The organism is Actinomycetota bacterium (genome assembly GCA_012837825.1).
GTDB lineage: Bacteria > Actinomycetota > Humimicrobiia > Humimicrobiales > Humimicrobiaceae > Humimicrobium.
In genome coordinates, this window is sequence record DUQM01000066.1 from 12,330 (window position 1) to 34,389 (window position 22,060).

The following is a 22,060-nucleotide window of genomic DNA, read 5'->3' on the forward strand; positions in this document are numbered from 1 at the left end:
CAGCCAGGTGTCGGCAGACTAAGAAGATAGAAGCACCTGTAAGGACTGTTTAAAAAATTATAAAAGTTTTTGATGAAAGGCTACTTATATGAAAGTACTTGCAATTGGAGCTCATCCTGATGATATTGAACTAATATGTGCCGGAACTATGGCAAAATTTAAAAATCAGGGAGCTGAAATATTTCTTTGCCATGTCTGTGACGGCAATAAAGGCAGTAAAGTATATAAATCTGATGAGCTTGCAAAAATCAGAAGAAATGAAGCAATTGAATCCGCAAAACTTATTGGAGCTACTTCTATCTGGGCAGGAATTTCAGATGGGGAAGTAGTCCTTGACCTGGATTCAAGAAAAAAAATAGTGGAAGTGATAAGACAGACAGCGCCTGATCTGATTATAACTCACAGTCCCAATGATTATCATGCGGACCATATTAATACAAGCCGGCTTGTATTTGAAGCTACTTATCTTGCAGGACTGGTATTGTGGGATTCGGAGTATCCTGCACCGGATAATTTGCCATATCTTTACTATATGGATACAATAGCCGGAGTGAATTTTATGCCTGACGAGTATGTCGATATCTCCGATACCATAGAAATAAAAATAGAGATGATGATGAAAATGCAGTCCCAGCTCGGCTGGTTAAAGGAAATGCATAATAGTGATTCAGGTGAGTTTATAAGAACAGTTGCAAGATTCAGGGGATTTCAGGCAGGGGTTGATTATGCCGAAGCTTTTGTACAGCAGAAAATGTATCCTCAGGGACTGACGAAAAGAATATTGCCTTAACAAAAAATCTGATATTTTTTTATTTTAATTTTATTTGAGAAATCTTGCCGGATTTTATTTTTACTTTTTATATTTATAAAATAAAGAAGAAGAAATGAAGAAGGAAAAGAAGGGAGAAGAAATGAAGAAGAATATTGGGGTTGTAACATCAACGTATCCGAATTTCAATGGCAGTGAGGCAATTGAAGGGATTTCAAAAGCTGGTTTTAAATATATTGAACTGGCTTCAGCACCTGCATATTTTGAGCATGTCCCTAGACCGGAAAATGGCGTAACCAAAGAGATAGTGGATGGAGTATTAAAAGAATGTGCAGATCATGGACTTATACTGCAATGTATTGCCGGGCATACGAGAATGATCCAGGAAAATACTGTAAAAAACTTTATGAAAGTTCTTGATTTTGCAAATCTTGCCGGAGTTAATTTTGTTACAACAGATGCCGGAGAGGTAAAAGGAAAGGAAGATGAAAAAAAATTCTATTCCGACATTAAGGAAATTGCCGATTATGCAAAAGATAAAAACATAACAGTATGCCTGGAAATGCATGGAAACTGGTGCAATAATGGCAAGGTAGGTTCAGAAATCATCAAAACCATAAACCATCCGAATGTAAAATTAAATTATGATACTTCCAATGTAATAATGTACGGCAATGCAAGACCGGAGGAAGATCTGCAGTATGCGCTTCCTTACATGGGATTTGTTCATTTGAAAGAAAGCGGAAATGGTAAATTCGGGGAATGGAATTTCCCGGCACTTGGAGAAGGTGTGCTGGATTTTGACAAGATATTTGAAATGCTTAAACAATTTGACGGACCTGGAAGTGTAGAGATCGAATTTGACGGAGTTGAACGTTCACTTGATGAAATAAACGAAGCCGTAAGGAAATCATATGTTTTCCTTAAGAACAAGGGAATAGTTGAATAATATATGCCTTTAGGCGTGTTTGTATTTTAATTAAATTTCAAACAAAAATGGAGGCCTTAAGTGATAAAAGTTGCTCTTATAGGCATTGGCTACATTGGAAATGCGCATCTGAGCGCTTTAAAGCAGATAGGCAATGCCCAGCTGACTGCAATAGTCGATTATCATGAGGAAAATGGCAGAAAAGCTGCACAGGAAAATAATGCAAAGTATTTCAAAAATATAGACGATCTTTTAAAGAATGCAGATATAGATTGTGTGGACATATGCGTACCGACTTTTGCGCATGCTGAACTTGCAATCAAAGCTGCAAATGCCGGGAAGCATATATTATGTGAAAAACCACTTGCCTTATCTTTAAATGATGCTGATGATATGATAAATGCTGCAAAGCAGAATAATGTAAAAGCCATGACAGGTCATGTGTTAAGATTCTGGCCGGAGTATGTAAAAATAAAAGAGATTATAGACAGCAGGTATCTGGGCAGACCACTGAATGCATTTTGTGAAAGGCTTGCCGTTACCCCGGACTGGCAGGTAGGCGCCTGGGATAAAAGTGAAAAATTCAGCGGCGGAGCTGCGATAGATCTGCATATACATGATCTTGATCTCCTGATATGGCTGTTCGGAAAACCGGAGATAGTCAAGGCAAACGGCATACTTACACCGGAAAATCCAAAGGAAGGCGGTTTTTCCCATATATTTACTTCTGCTCAGTTTAGAAATGGTGAAGCAGGTTTTGCAGAAGGCGGCTGGTCTTTTAAAGGTTCTTTTCCTTTTACAATGGTTGTAAGAGTATTATGTGAAAAGGGCACAATTGAATGGGTTTTCAGGGCAGGAAAAAATATAGAAGAAAGAAGCCAGGCTGCCAATATAAAGATATATTCCAATGATGGCTCAACTGAAACCATAGAAGTAAAACAGGAAGATCCGTTTTTCAGGGAATTATCTTACTTTTTTGACTGCATAGAAAATGACAGACAGATCCGGAAAGCGACATTTGAAGACGGAAAAGCGTCCCTGGAATTTGCACTTGCAGCTATAAAATCAGCCAGAGAGCAGATTGTAGTAAAACTATAGAGTTTACCAATTGAACTGATTACTTCGACAAAAAATAAAAATGATAAATATTTAAAACAAAAAATATAAATTATTGAACTTGGAGAAATGACATGGGAAATTTCAAAGGCATTATGACTCACCAGACATTAAGCGATCAGGATTTTACAAAACTTATGGCCATGCCTATTGAGGAATTAAAAGAATGGAGTAATGTCGGAGTAAGGATTGTTGATAATGCACAAATACTTTACCAGGAAATGGCAAGATCGATCGCAGATGTTATTATTGCAAATAATAAAGAAAATAAAAAAACAAAACTAATTCTTCCGGTAGGTCCAACACCGCAATATGATATTTTAAAACAGATAATAAATTCAGAAAAAATTAATCTTGAGAATCTGTGGGTATTTTTTATGGATGAATATCTTGACTGGGAATGCAGAGCTGTGCCGGAATCTCATCCGATGAGTTTTGAGGGATATATGAAAAAGAATTTATTTGACCTCATAGACGGATCGCTCGGACTAAAAAGGGAGCAGATTATATTTCCGGATCCTGCCGACTTGGACTATATCGACAAAAAAATTGAAGAACTCGGTGGTGTAGATGTTTGTTATGGTGGTCTGGGATATCATGGGCACATAGCCTTTAATGAGCCTTATGATACTTATTACAGAAGAATGACAATAGAAAAATTTCTGGCATCAAAAACAAGAATAATAGATCTTAATTCAGATACTTTTGTAATAAACAGTCTTTGCGGAATAGGAGGCAATTGCTACGATCTTCCTCCTAAAGCAGTTACATTGGGAATGAAACCTATTATTGAAGCAAAAAGGATTGAAATATACTGTGATGGCGGAGATCTGAACTGGCAGCTTGCCAGCCTCAGGCTTGCGCTTATGCACCCTCCTACACTTGATCGTCCCGGCACTCTTTTACAGCTTCACCCTGATCCAAAAGAAAATGTTTTATTTGTTGCAGACAGACTTACCGCAAGACCGGTTATGGTTGCTCCAAAATAAATATTTAATAAATTTGTAAAAATTATTCCATACAGGATTATAAAAATCCTGTATGGAATATGGAAATGCGGAAGTAGTTTTGAATAAAGAATCAAAAAAATTAATGCTTGATTCAATCAGGCACAACAAACCCGCAAAGATCCCAATGATGTATAGGGGAGAACCGTCATTAAATAACAAGCTTCTTGATTATTTCGGTCTCGGCCCCATTGAAGAAAACTGGGATAAGCTGGTCGAACTGCTTGGAGCTGACAATTATTCAGACGGAGAGACACTGGGAGGTTTTACTACTTATTTTCCTGATTATACAGGTCCTGATTTCAATACCGTATTTGAAATCAACAGGTTTGATATCTGGGGAATCAGACCGGTGGAAATATATTCCGGAGAGGATAGAAACATAGTTTTTTCAGAAAAACCTCCTATGGCGGATATGAATGATGTTGATGATATCTGCAAATATCCTTTTCCCAGGCTGGAATGGTTTGATTTTTCAGTTTACAGAAATAATTCTGAACAGAAAGAATACAGAAGCCACAAAGAACAGCAAAAAATAGAATTAAAAGATTTTAAAAAATCGGATTTGTATTTCCTGAATACAAGCTGTATGAACAGTCTTTTTATGATATCGACCTATTTAAGGGGAATTGAAAAATTTTTTATGGATCTTATCTTAAATGAAAAATATGCAAGAACTCTTCTGGATAAAATAGGTGAGTTTATAGTACTTTTTAATGAAAAGAATTTAAAAAGTATTGGCAAGCATATAGACCTTTATGGTATATGGGATGACTTTGCTGACCAAAGCAGTCTTATGATATCGCCTGATTTGTGGAGAAAATATTTTAAAGGATGGTACAAAATCCTTATTGATGAAGCCAAGAAATACGATCTGCTTGTTTGTTTTCATGTATGCGGAAGTTGTGTTGAAATAATTGGTGATTTAATTGAAATGGGGGTTGATATTCTTGATCCCGTACAGGTTTCTGCAAAAAATATGAATTTTGAGAATCTAAAGAAAAATTTTGGAAAGGATATCTGTTTTCATGGCGGCATTGATTCGCAGAAATTCCTTCCTTTTGCAAAACCGGAAGAAGTGACTTCTGAAATAAAAAGAATAAAAAAACTTTTTTGTGACGATGGAGGATTGATTCTGGGGCCTTCGCATTATCTAACTCCTGACATTCCTTTAGAAAATATAATTGCCATGTATAAGAATTAGAAACCAAAAGGATTTTTTAGATTACGTTTCCGGTGTTGATTGCGGTGGGGCAAAACAATAATTCGCATTACCGATATCAGAGTCAATATTATCGCTGAAAAAATAATAAGTCCGGGCAATTTCAAAAAAGTATTTGACGGTATAAATTTTATAAAACTGAAAGGAAATTTTTATGAAGGATTTAAATAATCTGCTTGAGATTATATCAAAACGCAAAAGTATAAGAGGTTATCTGGATAAGGAAATAGAAAAAGAAAAACTTGATTACTTAATTGAGGCTTTTAGGCTTGCACCCTCAGCAAAAAATCTGCAGCCATGGAAACTTATAATAATAAAAGATAAAAATATCATAAACGAACTTATACCGGCATGTAAAAACCAGACTTTCATTGGGGAAGCTCCAATAGTTATTGCAGTATGTGCATTTGAAGAAGAAGCTTATGGTACGATGGGAGGATATATGAATAGTTATCCTCTGGATATCGGTATTGCATTTGAGCATCTTGTTCTGGCAGCTACGGAGCAGGGACTTGGCACCTGCTGGATAGGAGCTTTTTTTGAAGAAGAGGTAAAAAAAGTATTAAAAGTACCTGATAAAGTAAGAGTTGTGGCACTGACGCCTGTAGGATATCCTAATGACGCCGGCAGGGACAGGCCCAGAAAAAAAACAGAAGAGATTATCTCCTTTGACAGATTTTAAATTGGATTTTTAACGAGAGCCCTTATGATCTGCCGGCAAACATAAACCTGCCGGCAGGCATACAGATATATAATTCTCGTTTTAATTTAAAATAAAAAATAGAGTAAAATGGAAATCATAGTCACCCATCTGGCATCTGATTTTGACTCATTTTCCGGAATGGTTGCCGCCAAGAAACTTTATCCTGAAGCTGAAATCATATTGCCTTCTTCCATAAATCAGAATGTAAGGGAATTCATACTGCTGCATGAAGAAAAATTACCGCATATTAGAGAGATATCTGATATCAATCCTGAAAAAGTAAAAAAAGCAATAGTAATAGATACACGCATAGCTTCAAGACTTGGCCCGGTTCAGGAAATAGTAAATAGAAGAGAAGTCGAAAAAATAACCATAGATCATCACAAAAAGACAAAAGAAGATATTCCTGATGCAAAAAATTATTATAAAAATGTCGGTTCCACTACAACAATTATTGTACAGGAAATAATTGAGAAAAATATCCCTGTATCACAATTTGAAGCAACATTGTTTGCATTGGGAATATATGAAGATACAGGTAATTTTACTTATCTTAATACCACCCATGCCGATCTGGATACCGTATCTTTTTTACTGAAAAAAAATGCCAATATATATGTGATTTCAAAGTTCCTCAATCTTCCCCTGAATAAAAAGCAGCATGATCTTCTTGAAAAGCTGATTTTAAATGCAAGAACAATAAAAATAAATGAAAAGGAAATTCTTTTGTCAGACAGCAGGACAAAAAACTATATAGAGGGTCTTTCCGTTCTTACAAGAAAACTGGGATTAATTGAAGAGAAAAACATAGTATTCTGCTGGGTCAAGATGAAGGACAAAATATATATGGTGGGAAGAAGCGATGATGCCGATACGGATGTCTCGGAAATTCTTTCTGTTTTTAAGGGTGGAGGACACAAGCTTGCTTCATCGGCAGTAATTAAAGATGTGGAATTTGATGAAATTGAAAAAATTCTTACAGATAAATTAAGAAAAAAGATAAAAAAACCTATTCTTGCAAAAAATGTAATGACTTTTCCCGTAAGAGTCATTAATGAAAATGTAAGTATTTCTTATTCAAGCAGTATCCTTAGAAAATACGGACATACCGGTATTCCTATTGTAGGTGATAAGGGAGTTCTGACTGGTATTATCACAAGAAAAGACCTGGATAAAGCTGCCAGACACGGGCTTTCGCACGCACCCGTAAAAGGTTTCAGATCAGGGGAAATAATAACTGCCGGTCCGAATGCGACAATCGAAGAAATCCAGAGACTGATGATTGAAAACGGTATTGGAAGAGTTCCCATAGTGTCAGGAAAAAAAATAATCGGTATAGTCACCCGAAAAGACATCATAAGATTTTTAAACTACAAAGATGAAGAAAATAAAAAAATAATAAATAAGCATGCCGACAAGTCTGTTAACAGGTCGGGGGAAGAAGCCATTTTTTCCGATGTCAATCTTATGAAAAGGATCAATATTCTTTTTACCGGGGACATAGTGAAACTTCTTCTGAAAATTTCAGCTCTTTCCAGAGATGATAGAAACAAAGTTTATCTGGTTGGCGGAATGGTAAGGGATATAATACTGAACAAACCCAATGTTGACATAGACATTGTTGTTGAAAAAGACGGGATTTCTTTTTCAAATAAGCTTGCCGGGATATTAAATGCCAAAGTATGGACTCACAGAAAATTCAAGACAAGCGTAATAGTTCTTGATAATAAAAATCATATAGATGTGGCAACTGCCCGTACGGAATATTATAAAAAACCTGCTGCATTGCCCGACATAGAGGAAGGCTCTATAAAACAGGATCTGTGCAGGAGAGATTTTACGATAAATTCAATGGCAATTTCCCTGAATAAGGAAAATATGGGTGAACTGATAGATTATTTCGGAGGTCTGAGAGATATAAGGAAGAAGAAAATCAGGGTAATGCATAAATTAAGCTTTGTGGAAGATCCTACGAGAATTTTCAGAGCTGTGAGGTTTGAACAGCGATTTGGATTCAAAATAGACAGCCAGACCGAGTATCTGATAAAACACGCAATAGAAAATGATATAATAACAAAACTTACAGGAGTCAGAATAAGAGACGAACTAATTGCGATAGTTGAAGAGGAAAAACCCTGGAAATCATTAAAAAGGCTTTGCGACTATGAAGCTCTTAAAAAAATAAAAATCGATATAAAAACAGATTCAGGATTTCAGAAGAAACTTAAAGAAATCATTGAACAATACAATATCATCAAAGGCTTTTATGGTGATGAAATAAAACAGTGGCGCATAATTTTTGCTTTTATTCTTCAGGGTAAAAACAAAAGTGAAATACAATCCTGGTGCTCTGAGATGAAAGTAAGAAAAAAGGATACTTTACTGATAATGTATTTTGCTGAAAAGCAACAGGACTTGATGGAAAAGCTTAAAATGAAGTTTCTGTCCAATTCGGAAATTTATGATATTTTAAAATATGTTCCTCCTGAGCTGCTGGCTTTTTATGCTGCTTTTGGGGGGATAATCAAAAAAAGAATTTATAAGTATGTTTCCGACCTGAAAGATCAGAAATTAAGCATAGATGGAAATGATCTTGTAAAAATGGGATGCAGACCTTCCAGGAATATAGGCTTTCTGCTTGACGAACTTTTAAAAATGAAGCTGGACGGCAAAATAAAAAACAGGGGAGATGAAGTCATAAAAGCTGCTTTGCTTTTGCAATCTTTAAAGCAAGAACAGCCGCTCCCAGAGCTCCGGTGATCTGAGGCTCAAAGGGAATCAGTAATTTTGTGCCAAGTTTCTCCTCAATAGCCCCTGATATGCCTGAATTTTTTGCCACTCCGCCTGTCAGCGCAACAGGTTCTTCAATACCAAGTCTTGAGATCATTGATATGATTCTGTCCGCTACTGAATAAAGAAGCCCTTTCACTATTTTTCTTTTGTCGACACCGTGGCCGATAAGTGAGACTATTTCAGATTCTGCAAAAACGGTACAGGTGGAAGTTATTTCTATTCTTTCATTTGTTTCGGCAAATATTTTTCCAAAAGCCTCAAGCTCGATATCAAGCGCTTTTGCCATTACTTCAAGAAATCTGCCTGTGCCTGCAGCGCATTTATCGTTCATTAAAAAATCAATAGGTTTCTTTATAAATTTATCTATTTTGATTACTTTTGAATCCTGACCACCTATGTCGATAATAGTCTTTACATCAGGAAAGACAGAAAGCACGCCGCTTGCATGGCATGTAATTTCAGTGATATCTCTGTCTGCAATACTTACATTCTTTCTTCCATAACCGGTAGCAATTATGCCATTGATATCTTTTTTATTTATTTTTGCCTTTGCAAGCGCATCGTTAAAAATGCTTTCCGATGCAGTTTTTATGTCTGAGCCTGTCCTTCCGATAACATAAGAACAAATCTCAAAATTTTCCATATTATTTTCACTACTCTTTAAGATAACGGCTTCAGTTGAAACTGAACCGATATCAATACCACAACTATACATTTGCAACTCCGAAAATATTTTTTATAATTTTAAGACTACCTGACATATCAGGCAAATAATCAAAACAAAAATAGCAGAAGCTTTTTTACAGTGAATTTATTATTTCAACAAAACCTTCAATACGGGTTTTTAACTGTCCTGAAGGACAGTTATTTTTGTCCACACAATCTCCATCCAGAACCAGCAAAGGTATTTTTTTATCTGCAAGAGTATCTTTTAATATCCTTGCAAGTCCGTTGCTTTGCCTGCAGCCCCAGTGCGAAAAGAGCACTGCGGCATCTATTTCATATCTTTCTGTCATTGATAAAATAGTATTAATTCTGTTTTGTCCGCTTCCTCTGAGAGGATTTGAAAGCATCTTTAATGCAAGACTTTCAAAGGGTTTCCCGATATCCGGTTCTTTCCAGAATACGTCTGTTATCTCTTCACATACCACCCTGCATCCATTTTCTTCAAGAATGCTGAATATGTCATTTCTGTAATAAGGTTTTAAATGCATCCACAATAGTTTTTTCATTTTGCGGGAAGGATGCTGTTTTCTTAATTTGGCTTTTAATTCTTTCTCCATTATTCTGAAAAGTTTTGCAGCCCGACTTGTTCCGGCAAGCCCGAAAAGAGGAAGTATGTAACTTAATCCGTTATAGTATTGAGGGTAATCTAATAATTCCTCGCGTATTTTATTTACTTCAATAAGATGGCCCCTAAGTTTGTTGGAATTTGCAAGACTTTTTTTCAGGTCGTTTATATCAGGTTTTATTTTTAATTTTTCCGATATATCATAAAAAATATTTTTAAGCTGTCCTGCAAGATATCCGACTGCAGCATCATCATCCTCATAAGGTATATCTATTAAATAAAATCTGTCTTCAATTTTAAACTTTTTTGCCATATCTTCAAAAGACTTGCAGGCGGCATCACATGCAAGATTGCTGCAGACGATAAAATCCGGCTTTGGGAACAGATCCATATTTGCAGCCCCTGAAGCGCTTCTGTGAAATGTGCATAAATCTGCGGAATACCAGTTGTTTGTTGCGTTTGCCAGTGTTTTGCCGGTCACTCCCAGTCCGGCAGTAAAACCTCCCATCACCTCAGGTAGGACAAGTTTAAGATTAAGGCTGTTTAATAACTCATAAGGGACAAAAAGAGACCCGTATGCTACCGGATAATTGCCACAGTAGACTTCTTTCATGTATGAGAGACTGTATTTATTTAGATATTTGTCAGATACTGACTTGAATGTAAGACCGTATAAACTGAAAATCAGAGGATTTGAAATGAATTTCAGTATTTTTCTTATGCTTTTTATATCCAGGTTGTTCTGAATATTATTTATTATATTTTGTTTGATTGAACCAATACCCATTGTTTATTTCCAGGTTATTTCTGTAATTATAGTAAATTTTAAAAATCAATTTCAGTTATACAGGCTGAGCATTTCAATAAAAGCTTCTATTCTTGTTTTTAACTGGCCGTATGATGATTTCCCGTATTCAATATCAAGAAATATTGAAGGAATTTTTATTCTGCCAAGCTCTTCTTTGACGGCAGGAAAAGAGTAAAGAGTATTGTCACAAAATTTGAGGCTTGCAAAGATAACCCCCCTGATATTGTTGTCAAAAATTTTTGTTCTCATACGATTTATTTTGTCGGTTATGCCTGCCATTCTGAAACATGCCGGTTTTGAGATATAAGAGCAGGCTATATCGCTGAAGATGTCATTTTCTTCAGACATAATTCCATCCGGATTCTCCGTTTCTTCTATATCAAAATATCTGTATGTTATGCAAAGATCGCTTGATAAAAGTTTTACATCAAGGCTCTCAAAAACAGACCAGAAATTATCATCATTTAAATAATTGCCCATGATCATTATTTTTAAACTACTTGCTGAACCATTGTTTCCGATACCATTATTATCTCCGGAAAATTTTATTTTTCTGATGTATTCATTTAATTCATCGTTAAAAATATCAGCTCTTGAATTAAGGGAAATATTTATTATTTTGAAATAATCCTTATTTCCGACAGCATGGTTTCTGTCATTTTCGTATAGCTCTGTAAGCTCCTTTAGAAGTGCTCTTTTTCTTCTCATCAAAGATAAGGAAGTTTTTATTCTTTCTGTTTCTTCCGGATCGGTATTGCCGATTTCACATAGGAAAAGCCATAGTTTTTTCAGATTATCTGCAAAAAACTCTACTGAGTTTTTATCAGATTTGCGGGGAATATCAAGCATAAAAACAGGAAGCTCTTTCTCATAATATGACACATAATCTTTTAATCTTCTGATGCCATCACAGGAAGTGGCAAGAATAAGGGAACTCAGTGTGTCATTGTGATGGATCTCTTCCCATACCGCTTTTACATAAGGACAATAATTTATGGGGAAATATTTGTCTGCAAGATTGCTTTCCTTGTTTCCAAAAATCCTGTAAGGAATAAAACCCGCAGCTGTTATTAATTCTTCCGGAACATAACTGCAGCTGTATCCTGCTGTTTTTTTATTATTATCTGAAGGACTGCGGCTATTTATTGAATTTTTAAAAAACTCCTCAATTTTCAGGTTCATAGTCAATATATTATCTGATGTTAATACAAACAGAAATATGTTTAGCCATATAAATCATTAAGTATTAAAATGAAACTGATTTTTAAATAAAAATACAATCATTGTTTTAAGAGAATATAAATGTTTTTTTAATCAGTCAATAAATTTAGATGTTTATATTGATTTTAAGTTTCAAAGAATTTAAATTTATTAATATAAAATCAACATATAAGTTTGTATATAAATATTTTTGGAGGAAAAATGGGGTTCAAACTATTTCTTGTCAGACATGGAAAGACCAGGTGGAATAGTGAAGGCAGATATCAGGGAATTACAAATACCGATCTTACTCGTGAAGGAGTGCAGCAGGCAAAACTTTCAGCAACATATCTTTCCAAGGTTCAGTTTTCAGGAATATATTCAAGTCCGCTGGGCAGGGCTGTTGAAACCGCGGAAGCTTTTAAAAAAGTTTTGAAAAAAGACTATGCGATAAGGGAGAATTTAAAAGAAGTCAGTTTCGGAAAATGGGAAGGACTAAAATTTGATGAGATTAACGAAAAATATAACTCTGATTACCAGAACTGGCTAAAGGATCCCTACTCGAATCCCCCCACAGAGGGGGAAAGCTTTGCAAGCCTTACAAAAAGAGCTCTTAATGAACTCGGAAGCATTTTTGAGGAAAATCCGGATAATTCAAACATACTCATAATATCCCATGGCGGATTAATTGTTTCATTACTGGTTTACTGGTTAAAAATGCCTCCGGAAAAATGGAGCTCCATTATACAGAGTCATGGGGCAATAAACATAGTTTATCTTGATAAAGAGTTCACATATATATCCCAGATAAATTTTACCGGACATCTTTATAAATATTATAGTGATAATTCTGACAGCGTAATCAAAAAGTATGCTTCAATCAGGGAACAGAAAGATTAAAGCAAATCTTAAAATATAAAGATGTTGCCTTAATCAAATAAATGTTATAATATCTTCATTCGGTATTTTATTGTTTGGCTTAGGTTTGAAAAACTTAATATGAAGCAATGGTACCTTTTGCCCTGATTTAACAGGGCCTAATATATAATTATTAGTCCATAGGAGGTATAAGTTTGAGAGATTATGAAATCATGGTAATTTTTGATGCCAGTCTTGATGAGGAAGCAATCGAAAAAGAATACCATAAAATCACTTCAATTATCGAAAAAGGCAAGGGAGCAGTTACTGATTCAGTCAAATGGGGAACAAGAAAGCTTGCCTATCCGATCAAACATCAGGAGAACGGGTATTACTACATCATTGATTTTAATGCTGACGAAAAAGTAATAAATGAAATCGACAGGGTAAATAAGATTAATGATAATATACTAAGGCATCTGATTGTAAAAAAAGAAAACGACTTGAAAGAATAGCATTCCAATATATAAATAAAAAGGTGAAACTATGTCTTTAAATCCATTTTTTATGCTACTTAGCGGCAATCTGACCAGAGATCCCGATCTGAGATTTACTCCTTCAGGCAGCGCAGTTGCTAATTTTAACATTGCTGTTAATAGGAATTATCAGAATAAAAAAACAATGGAGTGGGTCGAAAATACAGATTTTTACAGAATTATAACATGGTATAAGCTGGCGGAAAATTGTGCGGAAAGTCTTAAGAAAGGTGACAGGGTGGTAGTTGTTGGACGTAAATTATCTGCAAGTACTTATGAGAAGGACGGAGAGCACAGAATAACCATGGAACTCACTGCCAGTATTGTTGCTCCAAGCCTTGAGTTTGCTTCCTGTGAAATAAAGAAAAATGCAAGAGGAGATTACTCGGAAGACTATCAGGGGGCAAGAGCAGAGAGTGGCGACGATGACATTGATTTTGCGAGTGAGGATATTCCCTTTTAATCTTTAAGAGACTAAAAATTTAATTTAAAAAGGAGAGAACTTAAAATTGGCTAGAAAAAAAGCAAGAGAAGAAAGAAATTTAAAGGATTCAAAGCAAAATCTTTTAAATTTAAAGCAAAGAAAAAGATATTGTTATTTTTGTAAAGAAAATATTGATAATATCGATTATAAAGACGTGTCCATGTTGAGGAAATTTGTTTCCGACAAAAGCAAAATAAGGCCAAAAAGATCTACGGGTAATTGTGCCCAGCATCAGAGCATGATTGCCAAAGCAATTAAAAGGGCACGAGAGATTGCCCTTATGCCTTATTTTTCAAGGTAAAAGGTTATTCTGATGTCGCCCTTTGAAAATATTAATAATTTTAATCAGCCAAAAAGCAATCTGTTTAAAATGCTCTTGTTTTCAGTTCTGGCATTTGCCGTCCTGTCAATAAGTATTTTCATACCTTTTATAGGGATAATAGGGCTTGCACTTATAACAATCCCTTCGGTAAGGATGATGCTTGAAGGAAGAATATGGGAAAGCATATTATGCTCGGTTTTAGGCAGTTCGGTATTATTTGTTTTTGATATAAAAACTCCTTTCCTGTTTCTGGCGCTGCTTATATCTGTTTCTTTTATATTCAGATTCTGTTTTTTAAGAAATAAAGGACCATTTTTAACTATTGCTTTGTCAGGCATGGTTTTTATTGGTCTTCTGATTATATATATTGTTTATATAACAGTTTTTGAGAACCCGGATTTTATTCCGGGCTTTCTGATCGGATATAAGGAAGCGGTTGCAAGTCTTCCGAAAGACCCTATTGTTCAGGGATATATGAAAACCATGTCAATCACCAGTGAGCAAATGGAGCTTGTTCTTACGCAGGCCGGCAGTTATCTGAATAAGATCCCATATCTTATTCCGAGTATGGTTATTTTCTATATATTTCTAAGTGCTTTTATAAGTTATTACTGGAGCATGATCATATTCAGGAAAAACGGTATTGTTCTCAGAGGAATTCCTCTTTTTAAGACCTGGGATATGCCGTGGTATCTTATTTTTGGTTTTATTGCCGGACTTATTCTGGTTTTAATTCCAAATTTTAATTCAGGATTTGATTTCTATTTTGATGTAGTCGGAGCAAATATACTTATTATTTTTGGCTTGTCTTATACCGTAATAGGATTTGCGGTATTATGGGGGATTTTTGATAATTTAAAGATAGCACATTTATGGCGCATATTGATAATAATTGCAATCAGTTTTTCTATGGTATTGCTGATAATAATCCCTATTATGGGGATACTGGATATATGGATTAATTTCAGGAAACTTGAAAGACATTAAATATATTTGGATAGACGTTAATCTGTTTATTATAATTAGGAGGAAAAGTTGAAGATTATTCTAACAAAGGATGTAGATAAACTTGGTAGTTTTGGAGACATCGTAAATGTGAAGGATGGTTATGCAAAAAACTATCTTATACCAAACGGATTTGCAACGATTGCAACTCCGGGAAATATAAAACAATCAGAAATATTAAAGAAATCCAGGATAAAAGTAGAGGCTAGGAATATCAGGGAAGCAACCGGTATAGCCGAAGAGCTTGAAGGCACAAAGCTTATATTCAAGGTCAAATCCAGTCCTGAAGGAAAATTATATGGTTCAATAACCAATAAGGATATTGCAGAAAAAATATTGTCTTTCAAAAAAATAGAAATAGACAGAAAGAAAATCGAACTTGAAGATTCAATAAGGGAAACAGGATCTTATGAAATAGAAATCAAGCTTTATAAAGAGATAAAATGCAATGTAACTGTTTCAGTAGAGGCTGACAAGAAACAGGCTGATGCAGGAGAAAATGAAAACGCTGCAGCTGAGACTGTTGCAGAGTAATGTTTTGTTTTTTGGAGAATATTTTTTGTTTTAAATAAGGCAATATGAAGAAGGCAAGCACTTTTAAAGAAACATTAAATACAGGTAAACTTGAAAGAATTCCGCCATATAATCTGGAAGCAGAAGAATCTTTAATAGGCTCCATGCTTATTTCAAAAGAAGCTATCAGTGAAGTAATCGAAATTGTAAAAGAGGATGATTTTTACAGGACTTCCAACATAGAAATATTCAAGGGAATTAAAGAACTTTATGCAAAGGGAGAACCTGTAGACCCTATAACCCTTGCAGATTATTTAAAAAAAAAGAATCTGCTTGAAGAGGTGGGAGGGAGAACTTTTATCCATTCCCTTATTTCAAACATACCGCTTGCCTCAAATGCCGTTTATTATGCTGAGATAGTAAAGCACAATTCAATCTTAAGAAAACTTATATATGCAGCCACAGATATAGCAAGAATGGGCTATGAGATACCTGAAGACCTTGCTTCGACTGTTGATAAAGCACAGCAGCTGATTTTTTCAGTTTCCCAGGACCTGAATTATAGTTCCAAAAATAATCTCATATCCCAGTTAAGAGAAGTGCTTACAGACGTATATGATCAGACCGTTCTGCTGTCGGAAACAAAAACTTCCATTACAGGAGTTTCTACGGGATACACAGATCTTGATAAAATCACTTCCGGTCTTCATAATTCAGATCTTATAATTGTGGCTGCAAGACCGGGAATGGGCAAGACTTCTCTTGCTTTATGCATTTCAAGAAATGCAGGTTTTAAGGAAGATACGCCTGTGGTTATATTTTCTCTTGAAATGTCCAAGCAGCAGATTGCGCAGAGACTTCTTTGCTCCGAAGCAAGAATAGATCTTCAGAGAATAAGATCAGGCGACATAAGGGAGCACGAATGGCAAAAGCTTGGTTTTGCAATTGAAAAACTCTCCAAAACAAAGATATTCATAGATGATACTGCATTTTTATCGATAATGGATCTGAGATCAAGAGCAAGAATGCTTGTAAGCAAATACGGAGTCGGACTGATAGTGGTTGACTATCTTCAGCTTATGAATTCGGGACTGAATTTCAGAGAAAACAGAGTGCTTGAAATATCGGAAATATCAAGAAATTTAAAAAGCCTTGCAAGAGAGCTGAAAATACCTATTCTTGCAGTTTCACAATTGTCCCGTGAAGTTGAAAGAAGAGACAACAAAAGACCGGTTCTTGCCGATCTCAGGGAGTCGGGAGCAATAGAGCAGGATGCAGATCTTGTAATGTTTATATACAGGGATGAATATTATGATGAAAACAGCAAGGATGCCGGAACAGCAGAAATCATTATTGCAAAACATCGGAACGGCCCTACCGGCAAAGTAAATTTAAGATTCTCAAAGGAATTTGCACTTTTTTCAAATCTTGATAAAGTTCATGCTGAAGAAGCAGGCACATAATTTTATCAGGGTTCTTTTAAAATTTATCAGCAGACTATGATTGATTCAAAACAAGAGGTATTTTAAAATGTCTAATATTGTTCTGGTAGGTACCCAGTGGGGTGATGAGGGAAAGGGCAGAATAACCGACCTTTTATCAAACAAAGCAGAAATGGTTGTAAGATTTCAGGGTGGTGACAATGCAGGCCATACTGTTATTCTTGATAAGAATGAATTCAAACTACACCTTGTTCCTTCAGGAATACTTAATCCAAACGCAGTTTGTGTAATAGGCAATGGTGTTGTAGTAAACCCTATGACACTTATTAATGAGTTAAGAGATCTTGAAAGCAAAGGTGTTAGGACCGATAATTTAAGAATAAGCTCTAACTGTCATTTAATTATGCCCTATCATATAGCACTTGATAGTGTGACTGAAAACAGTCTTGGTTCCTTAAAAATAGGAACTACCCGAAAAGGTATCGGTCCGGCATATGCTGATAAGGCAGGCAGGTCGGGAATAAGAATCTGCGACCTTATGGACCCTGAAGTATTTAAACAAAAATTAAGCAGTATTCTTAAAATAAAAAATGCTATTCTTGAAAAAGTATATTCTTCAGATGCTTTTGAGGTTGAAGATATTTTCAACAATTATATGCAATATGCTGAAATCCTGAAAAAATATGTTGTCGATACTGCATTTCTGGTGAATAAGGCTATAGATGAAGGTAAGAACATATTATTTGAAGGAGCACAGGGCACATTGCTGGATATAGATCATGGCACCTATCCATATGTGACATCTTCTTCCACTACTGCCGGCGGAGTTTTTTCAGGTTCAGGAATAGGCCCCAAAAGAATAAATAATGTTATAGGAATAACAAAATCATATTGTACCAGGGTTGGAGAAGGAGTATTTCCAACTGAACTATCTGATAAAAATGGTGACTATATACGTAAAAAAGGAAATGAATACGGAACAACAACAGGGAGAGCAAGAAGATGCGGATGGTTCGACTGTGTAACAATAAGATACGCAAAAATAATAAATAATCTTGATAGTCTTGCAATTACAAAACTGGATGTTCTTACCGGTCTTGAAAAAATAAAAATATGTACAGGCTATGACATTGGCGGGAAAATATACGATAATGTCACACCTAACTGCATAACCCTGCAGAAAAGCAAGCCTGTATATATTGAAGTTGATGGCTGGGATGAAGATATTTCCGATATCAAGGATTTTAACGGACTTCCGCATAATGCAAGAAAATATATCGAAATTCTTGAAGAGCTTTTAAGCATTCCTGCTTCAATGATAAGTGTCGGACCTGACAGGCATCAGATAATTATCAGGGACAATGATTTAAAAAGCTTTTTAAAACATACTGACTAAAGAGGATTTGAATGAATATACTCATACTGGGAAGCGGAGGCAGGGAACACTGCCTGGCTTGGAAAGTTTCACAAAACAGAAAGGTTAAAAAAATCTTTGTTGCTCCGGGGAATGCAGGCATAGCAGGGATTGCCAACTGTGTTGATATTCCGACGGACAAAGATAATTTTCCGACCCTTCTTGAATTTATAAATAATAATAAAATAGATTTTACCATTGTCGGCCCTGAAGCTCCTCTGGTTGACGGTATTGCAGACTATCTTGAAAAAAACGGTCATGCTGTATTCGGGCCCTCAGAAAATGCTGCAAGAATTGAAGGAAGCAAAGTTTTTACAAAGAAATTTGCTGAGAGAAACAATATTCCCGGGGCAAAAGCGTATTTTTTTAAAAAAAATGAGTATGAAAAAGCAAAAGCATTTATTGAAAACCTTGATGCGGACAGTTATCCATGGGTAATAAAGGCTGACGGCCTTGCATCGGGAAAAGGCGTGATTATATGTAAAAACAAAGACGAGATGATCAAAGCCCTAAGAGGGTTTTTTATTGAAGACCTATTCGGAAAATCGGGAGAAGAGATAGTAATTGAGGAATTTATTGCAGGGTTTGAAGTATCTGTCATGTGTCTTTGCGATGGAAAAAGCATAATACCTATGGAATTTGCCCAGGATTATAAAAGAATCTTTGATGATGACAAAGGAAAAAATACCGGCGGCATGGGGAGTTTTAGCCCGGTGCCTTTTGTGGATGAGAGTTTACGAAAGAAAATACTGGACAAAATTATTTTTCCCACTTTTGATTCTCTGAAAAAAGAAGGTATAGTTTATAAAGGAATATTGTACGGCGGGATAATAATAAAGAATAACGAGCCCTATCTTCTTGAATACAATTGCAGATTCGGAGATCCGGAAACCCAGGTTGTTCTGCCAGGGCTGAAAAATGATCTTCTTGAAATCCTTATGAATGCAGCTAGCGGAAATCTGGACGGAACTGAGCTGGAATGGAGCGGGGAAAAATGTATCTGCGTGGTTATTGCTTCAAAAGGATATCCGGATACATCTTTCAGAGGTGATGTAATACATGGTATCAGCAAGCATTCCAATAAGGATGATATTCTTGTTTTTCATGCCGGAACACGCATGGAAAACGGTAATATAGTTACTAACGGTGGAAGAGTTTTAAATATCGTCAGTAAAGATATAACTTTCAAGGGTGCGATTGAAAAAAATTATAATAAAATTAAAAGCATAAATTTTGATGGTATGCAGTTCAGAAATGATATTGCCAGGAAAGTTGCGGAAAAATAAAAGAATCTATCCGGGAGGTTTGCGGAAATGGCAGCAATAAAAAAATTAGTTGCTATTCTGATGGGAAGCAGTTCAGATGAAAAAATTATGAGTTCGGCTGAGAATATTCTGGCAGAACTTGACATAGGTTATGAGAAAATCATTTCTTCTGCGCACAGGATGCCGGATAAAACATCAGATTTCGCAAAAAAACTTAAAGAGAATAAATTTGAAGTAGTAATTGCCGGAGCCGGCAAAGCAGCTCATCTTCCGGGGGTAATAGCTGCATATACGACACTCCCTGTAATAGGGGTTCCTATTAAAACTGATGATCTCGGTGGGCTGGATTCGCTTTTATCCATAGTGCAGATGCCGGGAGGAGTTCCCGTGGCAACAGTTGCCATTAATGGTGCAAAAAATGCAGGGATACTTGCCGCCCAGATTCTGGCGCTTAAGTATCCTGAAATAGAAGAAAAATTAATAATTTATAAAAAAAATCTGAACAGATAGGATGATTTTTTATGTCAGACAATATTAAAATAAAAATTAAAGATTTTGGTTTTTATTACGGTGATGCAAAAGTACTTACAGATATCAGCTTTGATATTATAAAAAATACCATAACTGCAATAATAGGGCCTTCAGGATGCGGGAAGTCAACCCTGCTTAGAACGTTTAACAGAATGAATGAACTTCTCGGTAATGCAAAAGTTGAAGGTAGCGTAGAAATAGACGGTAAAGACATTTATAAATCAGGAGTCGATGTGGTTGAGCTCAGAAAAAAAGTAGGGATGGTTTTTCAGAGACCCAACCCATTCCCCAAAACCATTTATGATAATGTTGCATACGGGCCAAGGCTTCACAAGAAGTACTCAAAAAGCACCCTTGACATGATTGTGGAGGATAGTCTTAAGAAATCTGCATTATGGGATGAAGTCAAACATAAACTTAATAAAAGCGCTCTTGACCTATCGGGCGGGCAGCAGCAAAGACTGTGCATTGCAAGAGTTCTTGCCGTTGATTCCGAGATAGTTTTAATGGATGAACCTGCATCAGCTCTTGATCCGATTTCCACACAGAAAATAGAAAACCTTATTCTGGAATTAAGAAAGAATTATACAATAATAATTGTGACTCACAATATGCAACAGGCTGCAAGAGTTTCCCAGAAAACAGCATTTCTTTTAATGGAAGAACAGGGACAGGCTGCAAAACTTATCGAATATGAAGATACCAAAAAGATATTTACATTTCCTTCCGACAAAAGAACTGAAGATTATATAACCGGGAGATTTGGTTAATTTTTTTGTTAAAAAATACAAAAAAATGATCTGTGCAAAGCTGTTTTTCAGCTTCTTTACAAAAATTTAAATAGTAATGATTCTTTTTTGACAACTACATTATATTGCAATATAATACGTGCACATATTTTTAATGTTTATTTTTCGGGAGACTATCTTAATGAAAGAATATAGAATAACTCAGGAAGGCTACGAAAAACTTTTAAACGATCTGGATTATCTTGTTAAGAACAAAAGAAAAGAAATTGCTGAAAGGCTTAAGGAAGCCAAGAATTCAGGAGGCGACCTTTCAGAGAACCTGGAATATGAATATGTAAAAAATGAACAGGCCTTTATTGAAGGCAGGATAGAACAAATAAGTGATATTCTTCAGAATTATGTGATTGTTGATAAAAAAATCAATAAAGATTTTATTGATATAGGGTCGCTGGTTATTGTAAGGGACCTTGATGAAAATAAAAATAAAGAATTTGAAATTGTGAGCTCTGTTGAATCCGAACCCGAAAACATGAAAATATCTGACGAATCTCCTCTGGGCAAAGCGCTGCTTGGCAGAAAAATTAAAGATGAGATCTCGGTAAAGATACCTGGAAAAATACTGAGATTAAAAGTAATAGATATAATTTAATTCTTCTGATAATAATATTTTAACAATAACAGACAGATTGGATTTTATATTACCATGACCAAAAATAATAAAAGCGAACCTGTCCCGGATTATGAAAATCCGAAATTAAATATACATAATATTGAGAACTCGGATGCAGAATACCTGCTTGAACTTGAAGACCCTTTAAGCGAACCACTGAAACTTAAAATTGAAAAAATAAAAAATCTAAGAAATGTCTCAAAAGATTTGTATTCAAGAAATTTCAAACCAAACACTGATACAGAAACTTTAAAGAAAAAATATTCAGATATAGATAACCGGGAAAGGAAAGAGGAGATTTTTCTGCTTGCCGGAAGAATAATGGTATTCAGAAAGCATGGGAAAGCAACTTTCAGTATTATAAAGGATTTCAGTGGCCAGATTCAGCTTTATCTTAACATAAACAATATAGGTGAAGAGAAATATAATGAATT

At 35.4% G+C, this 22,060-nt stretch carries 23 protein-coding genes; 20 read left to right on the forward strand and 3 right to left on the reverse strand.

Features of this window, described 5'->3' with window-relative positions; translation table 11 throughout:
- Positions 1 to 88 precede the first annotated feature (88 nt).
- The 7 genes from GXZ93_04845 (at position 89) to GXZ93_04875 (ending at position 8,505) form a co-directional block, all read left to right on the forward strand.
- Entirely contained in the window at positions 89 to 790 is a 702-nt protein-coding gene (locus tag GXZ93_04845; GenBank protein HHT79107.1) for a PIG-L family deacetylase, read from the forward strand.
- 94 nt (positions 791 to 884) lie between these two features.
- Entirely contained in the window at positions 885 to 1,718 is an 834-nt protein-coding gene (locus tag GXZ93_04850; protein ID HHT79108.1) for a sugar phosphate isomerase/epimerase, read from the forward strand.
- Between the two features lie 60 nt (positions 1,719 to 1,778).
- Positions 1,779 to 2,795 (forward strand): Gfo/Idh/MocA family oxidoreductase, encoded by a 1,017-nt coding sequence (locus GXZ93_04855; protein ID HHT79109.1) that lies wholly within the window; start codon positions 1,779 to 1,781, stop codon positions 2,793 to 2,795.
- A 92-nt stretch (positions 2,796 to 2,887) separates the two neighbouring features.
- Positions 2,888 to 3,802 carry a glucosamine-6-phosphate isomerase gene (locus tag GXZ93_04860; protein ID HHT79110.1) on the forward strand — a complete coding sequence of 305 codons (915 nt, stop codon included), beginning with the start codon at positions 2,888 to 2,890 and terminating at the stop codon, positions 3,800 to 3,802.
- A 52-nt stretch (positions 3,803 to 3,854) separates the two neighbouring features.
- Entirely contained in the window at positions 3,855 to 5,024 is a 1,170-nt protein-coding gene (locus tag GXZ93_04865; GenBank protein HHT79111.1) for a hypothetical protein, read from the forward strand.
- A 172-nt stretch (positions 5,025 to 5,196) separates the two neighbouring features.
- Positions 5,197 to 5,724, forward strand: coding sequence for a nitroreductase (locus GXZ93_04870; protein HHT79112.1), 528 nt, complete (start codon positions 5,197 to 5,199; stop codon positions 5,722 to 5,724).
- Positions 5,725 to 5,832: 108 nt separating this feature from the next.
- A complete protein-coding gene (locus GXZ93_04875; GenBank protein ID HHT79113.1) occupies positions 5,833 to 8,505 on the forward strand; it encodes a CBS domain-containing protein in 2,673 nt (890 codons plus the stop codon).
- Here GXZ93_04875 and GXZ93_04880 read toward each other — a convergent pair.
- The 3 genes from GXZ93_04880 to GXZ93_04890 all read right to left on the reverse strand — a co-directional run bounded on the left by GXZ93_04880 (position 8,441) and on the right by GXZ93_04890 (position 11,819).
- Positions 8,441 to 9,253, reverse strand: coding sequence for a 2-hydroxyglutaryl-CoA dehydratase (locus GXZ93_04880; GenBank protein HHT79114.1), 813 nt, complete (start codon positions 9,251 to 9,253; stop codon positions 8,441 to 8,443). The two genes, GXZ93_04875 and GXZ93_04880, sit on opposite strands and share 65 nt — an antisense overlap.
- Positions 9,254 to 9,338: 85 nt before the next feature.
- A complete protein-coding gene (locus GXZ93_04885; GenBank protein ID HHT79115.1) occupies positions 9,339 to 10,616 on the reverse strand; it encodes a 2-hydroxyacyl-CoA dehydratase in 1,278 nt (425 codons plus the stop codon).
- 51 nt (positions 10,617 to 10,667) lie between these two features.
- On the reverse strand, positions 10,668 to 11,819 hold the full coding sequence (locus GXZ93_04890) for a 2-hydroxyacyl-CoA dehydratase (GenBank protein ID HHT79116.1): 1,152 nt from the start codon (positions 11,817 to 11,819) through the stop codon (positions 10,668 to 10,670).
- Between the two features lie 240 nt (positions 11,820 to 12,059).
- Here GXZ93_04890 and GXZ93_04895 point away from each other — a divergent pair, with 240 nt between their 5' ends.
- The 13 genes from GXZ93_04895 to GXZ93_04955 form a co-directional block, all read left to right on the forward strand.
- Positions 12,060 to 12,737: a histidine phosphatase family protein gene (locus GXZ93_04895; protein HHT79117.1), complete on the forward strand. Its 678-nt coding sequence runs from the start codon at positions 12,060 to 12,062 to the stop codon at positions 12,735 to 12,737.
- A 173-nt stretch (positions 12,738 to 12,910) separates the two neighbouring features.
- Complete coding sequence (gene rpsF, locus GXZ93_04900; protein HHT79118.1) at positions 12,911 to 13,210, forward strand: 30S ribosomal protein S6; 300 nt, start codon at positions 12,911 to 12,913, stop codon at positions 13,208 to 13,210.
- A 31-nt stretch (positions 13,211 to 13,241) separates the two neighbouring features.
- The gene (gene ssb / locus GXZ93_04905; GenBank protein HHT79119.1) at positions 13,242 to 13,694 is read left to right on the forward strand and encodes a single-stranded DNA-binding protein; all 453 of its coding nucleotides are present in this window, start codon (positions 13,242 to 13,244) and stop codon (positions 13,692 to 13,694) included.
- Positions 13,695 to 13,740: 46 nt separating this feature from the next.
- Entirely contained in the window at positions 13,741 to 14,016 is a 276-nt protein-coding gene (locus tag GXZ93_04910; GenBank protein HHT79120.1) for a 30S ribosomal protein S18, read from the forward strand.
- A 12-nt stretch (positions 14,017 to 14,028) separates the two neighbouring features.
- Positions 14,029 to 15,024 carry a DUF2232 domain-containing protein gene (locus GXZ93_04915; GenBank protein ID HHT79121.1) on the forward strand — a complete coding sequence of 332 codons (996 nt, stop codon included), beginning with the start codon at positions 14,029 to 14,031 and terminating at the stop codon, positions 15,022 to 15,024.
- A 48-nt stretch (positions 15,025 to 15,072) separates the two neighbouring features.
- Entirely contained in the window at positions 15,073 to 15,576 is a 504-nt protein-coding gene (locus GXZ93_04920; GenBank protein HHT79122.1) for a 50S ribosomal protein L9, read from the forward strand.
- Between the two features lie 44 nt (positions 15,577 to 15,620).
- Positions 15,621 to 17,018, forward strand: a complete 1,398-nt coding sequence (gene dnaB / locus GXZ93_04925) for a replicative DNA helicase (GenBank protein ID HHT79123.1) — start codon at positions 15,621 to 15,623, stop codon at positions 17,016 to 17,018.
- A gap of 67 nt (positions 17,019 to 17,085) precedes the next feature.
- The gene (locus GXZ93_04930; GenBank protein HHT79124.1) at positions 17,086 to 18,393 is read left to right on the forward strand and encodes an adenylosuccinate synthase; all 1,308 of its coding nucleotides are present in this window, start codon (positions 17,086 to 17,088) and stop codon (positions 18,391 to 18,393) included.
- An 11-nt stretch (positions 18,394 to 18,404) separates the two neighbouring features.
- Positions 18,405 to 19,697, forward strand: coding sequence for a phosphoribosylamine--glycine ligase (gene purD, locus GXZ93_04935; protein ID HHT79125.1), 1,293 nt, complete (start codon positions 18,405 to 18,407; stop codon positions 19,695 to 19,697).
- Positions 19,698 to 19,724: 27 nt separating this feature from the next.
- Positions 19,725 to 20,186 (forward strand): 5-(carboxyamino)imidazole ribonucleotide mutase, encoded by a 462-nt coding sequence (purE, locus tag GXZ93_04940; protein ID HHT79126.1) that lies wholly within the window; start codon positions 19,725 to 19,727, stop codon positions 20,184 to 20,186.
- Positions 20,187 to 20,197: 11 nt separating this feature from the next.
- The gene (gene pstB, locus GXZ93_04945; protein HHT79127.1) at positions 20,198 to 20,977 is read left to right on the forward strand and encodes a phosphate ABC transporter ATP-binding protein; all 780 of its coding nucleotides are present in this window, start codon (positions 20,198 to 20,200) and stop codon (positions 20,975 to 20,977) included.
- 160 nt (positions 20,978 to 21,137) lie between these two features.
- Positions 21,138 to 21,605, forward strand: a complete 468-nt coding sequence (gene greA / locus GXZ93_04950; GenBank protein HHT79128.1) for a transcription elongation factor GreA — start codon at positions 21,138 to 21,140, stop codon at positions 21,603 to 21,605.
- 54 nt (positions 21,606 to 21,659) lie between these two features.
- Positions 21,660 to 22,060 (forward strand): hypothetical protein (locus GXZ93_04955; GenBank protein HHT79129.1); only part of this gene is annotated, 401 nt, incomplete at its 3' end.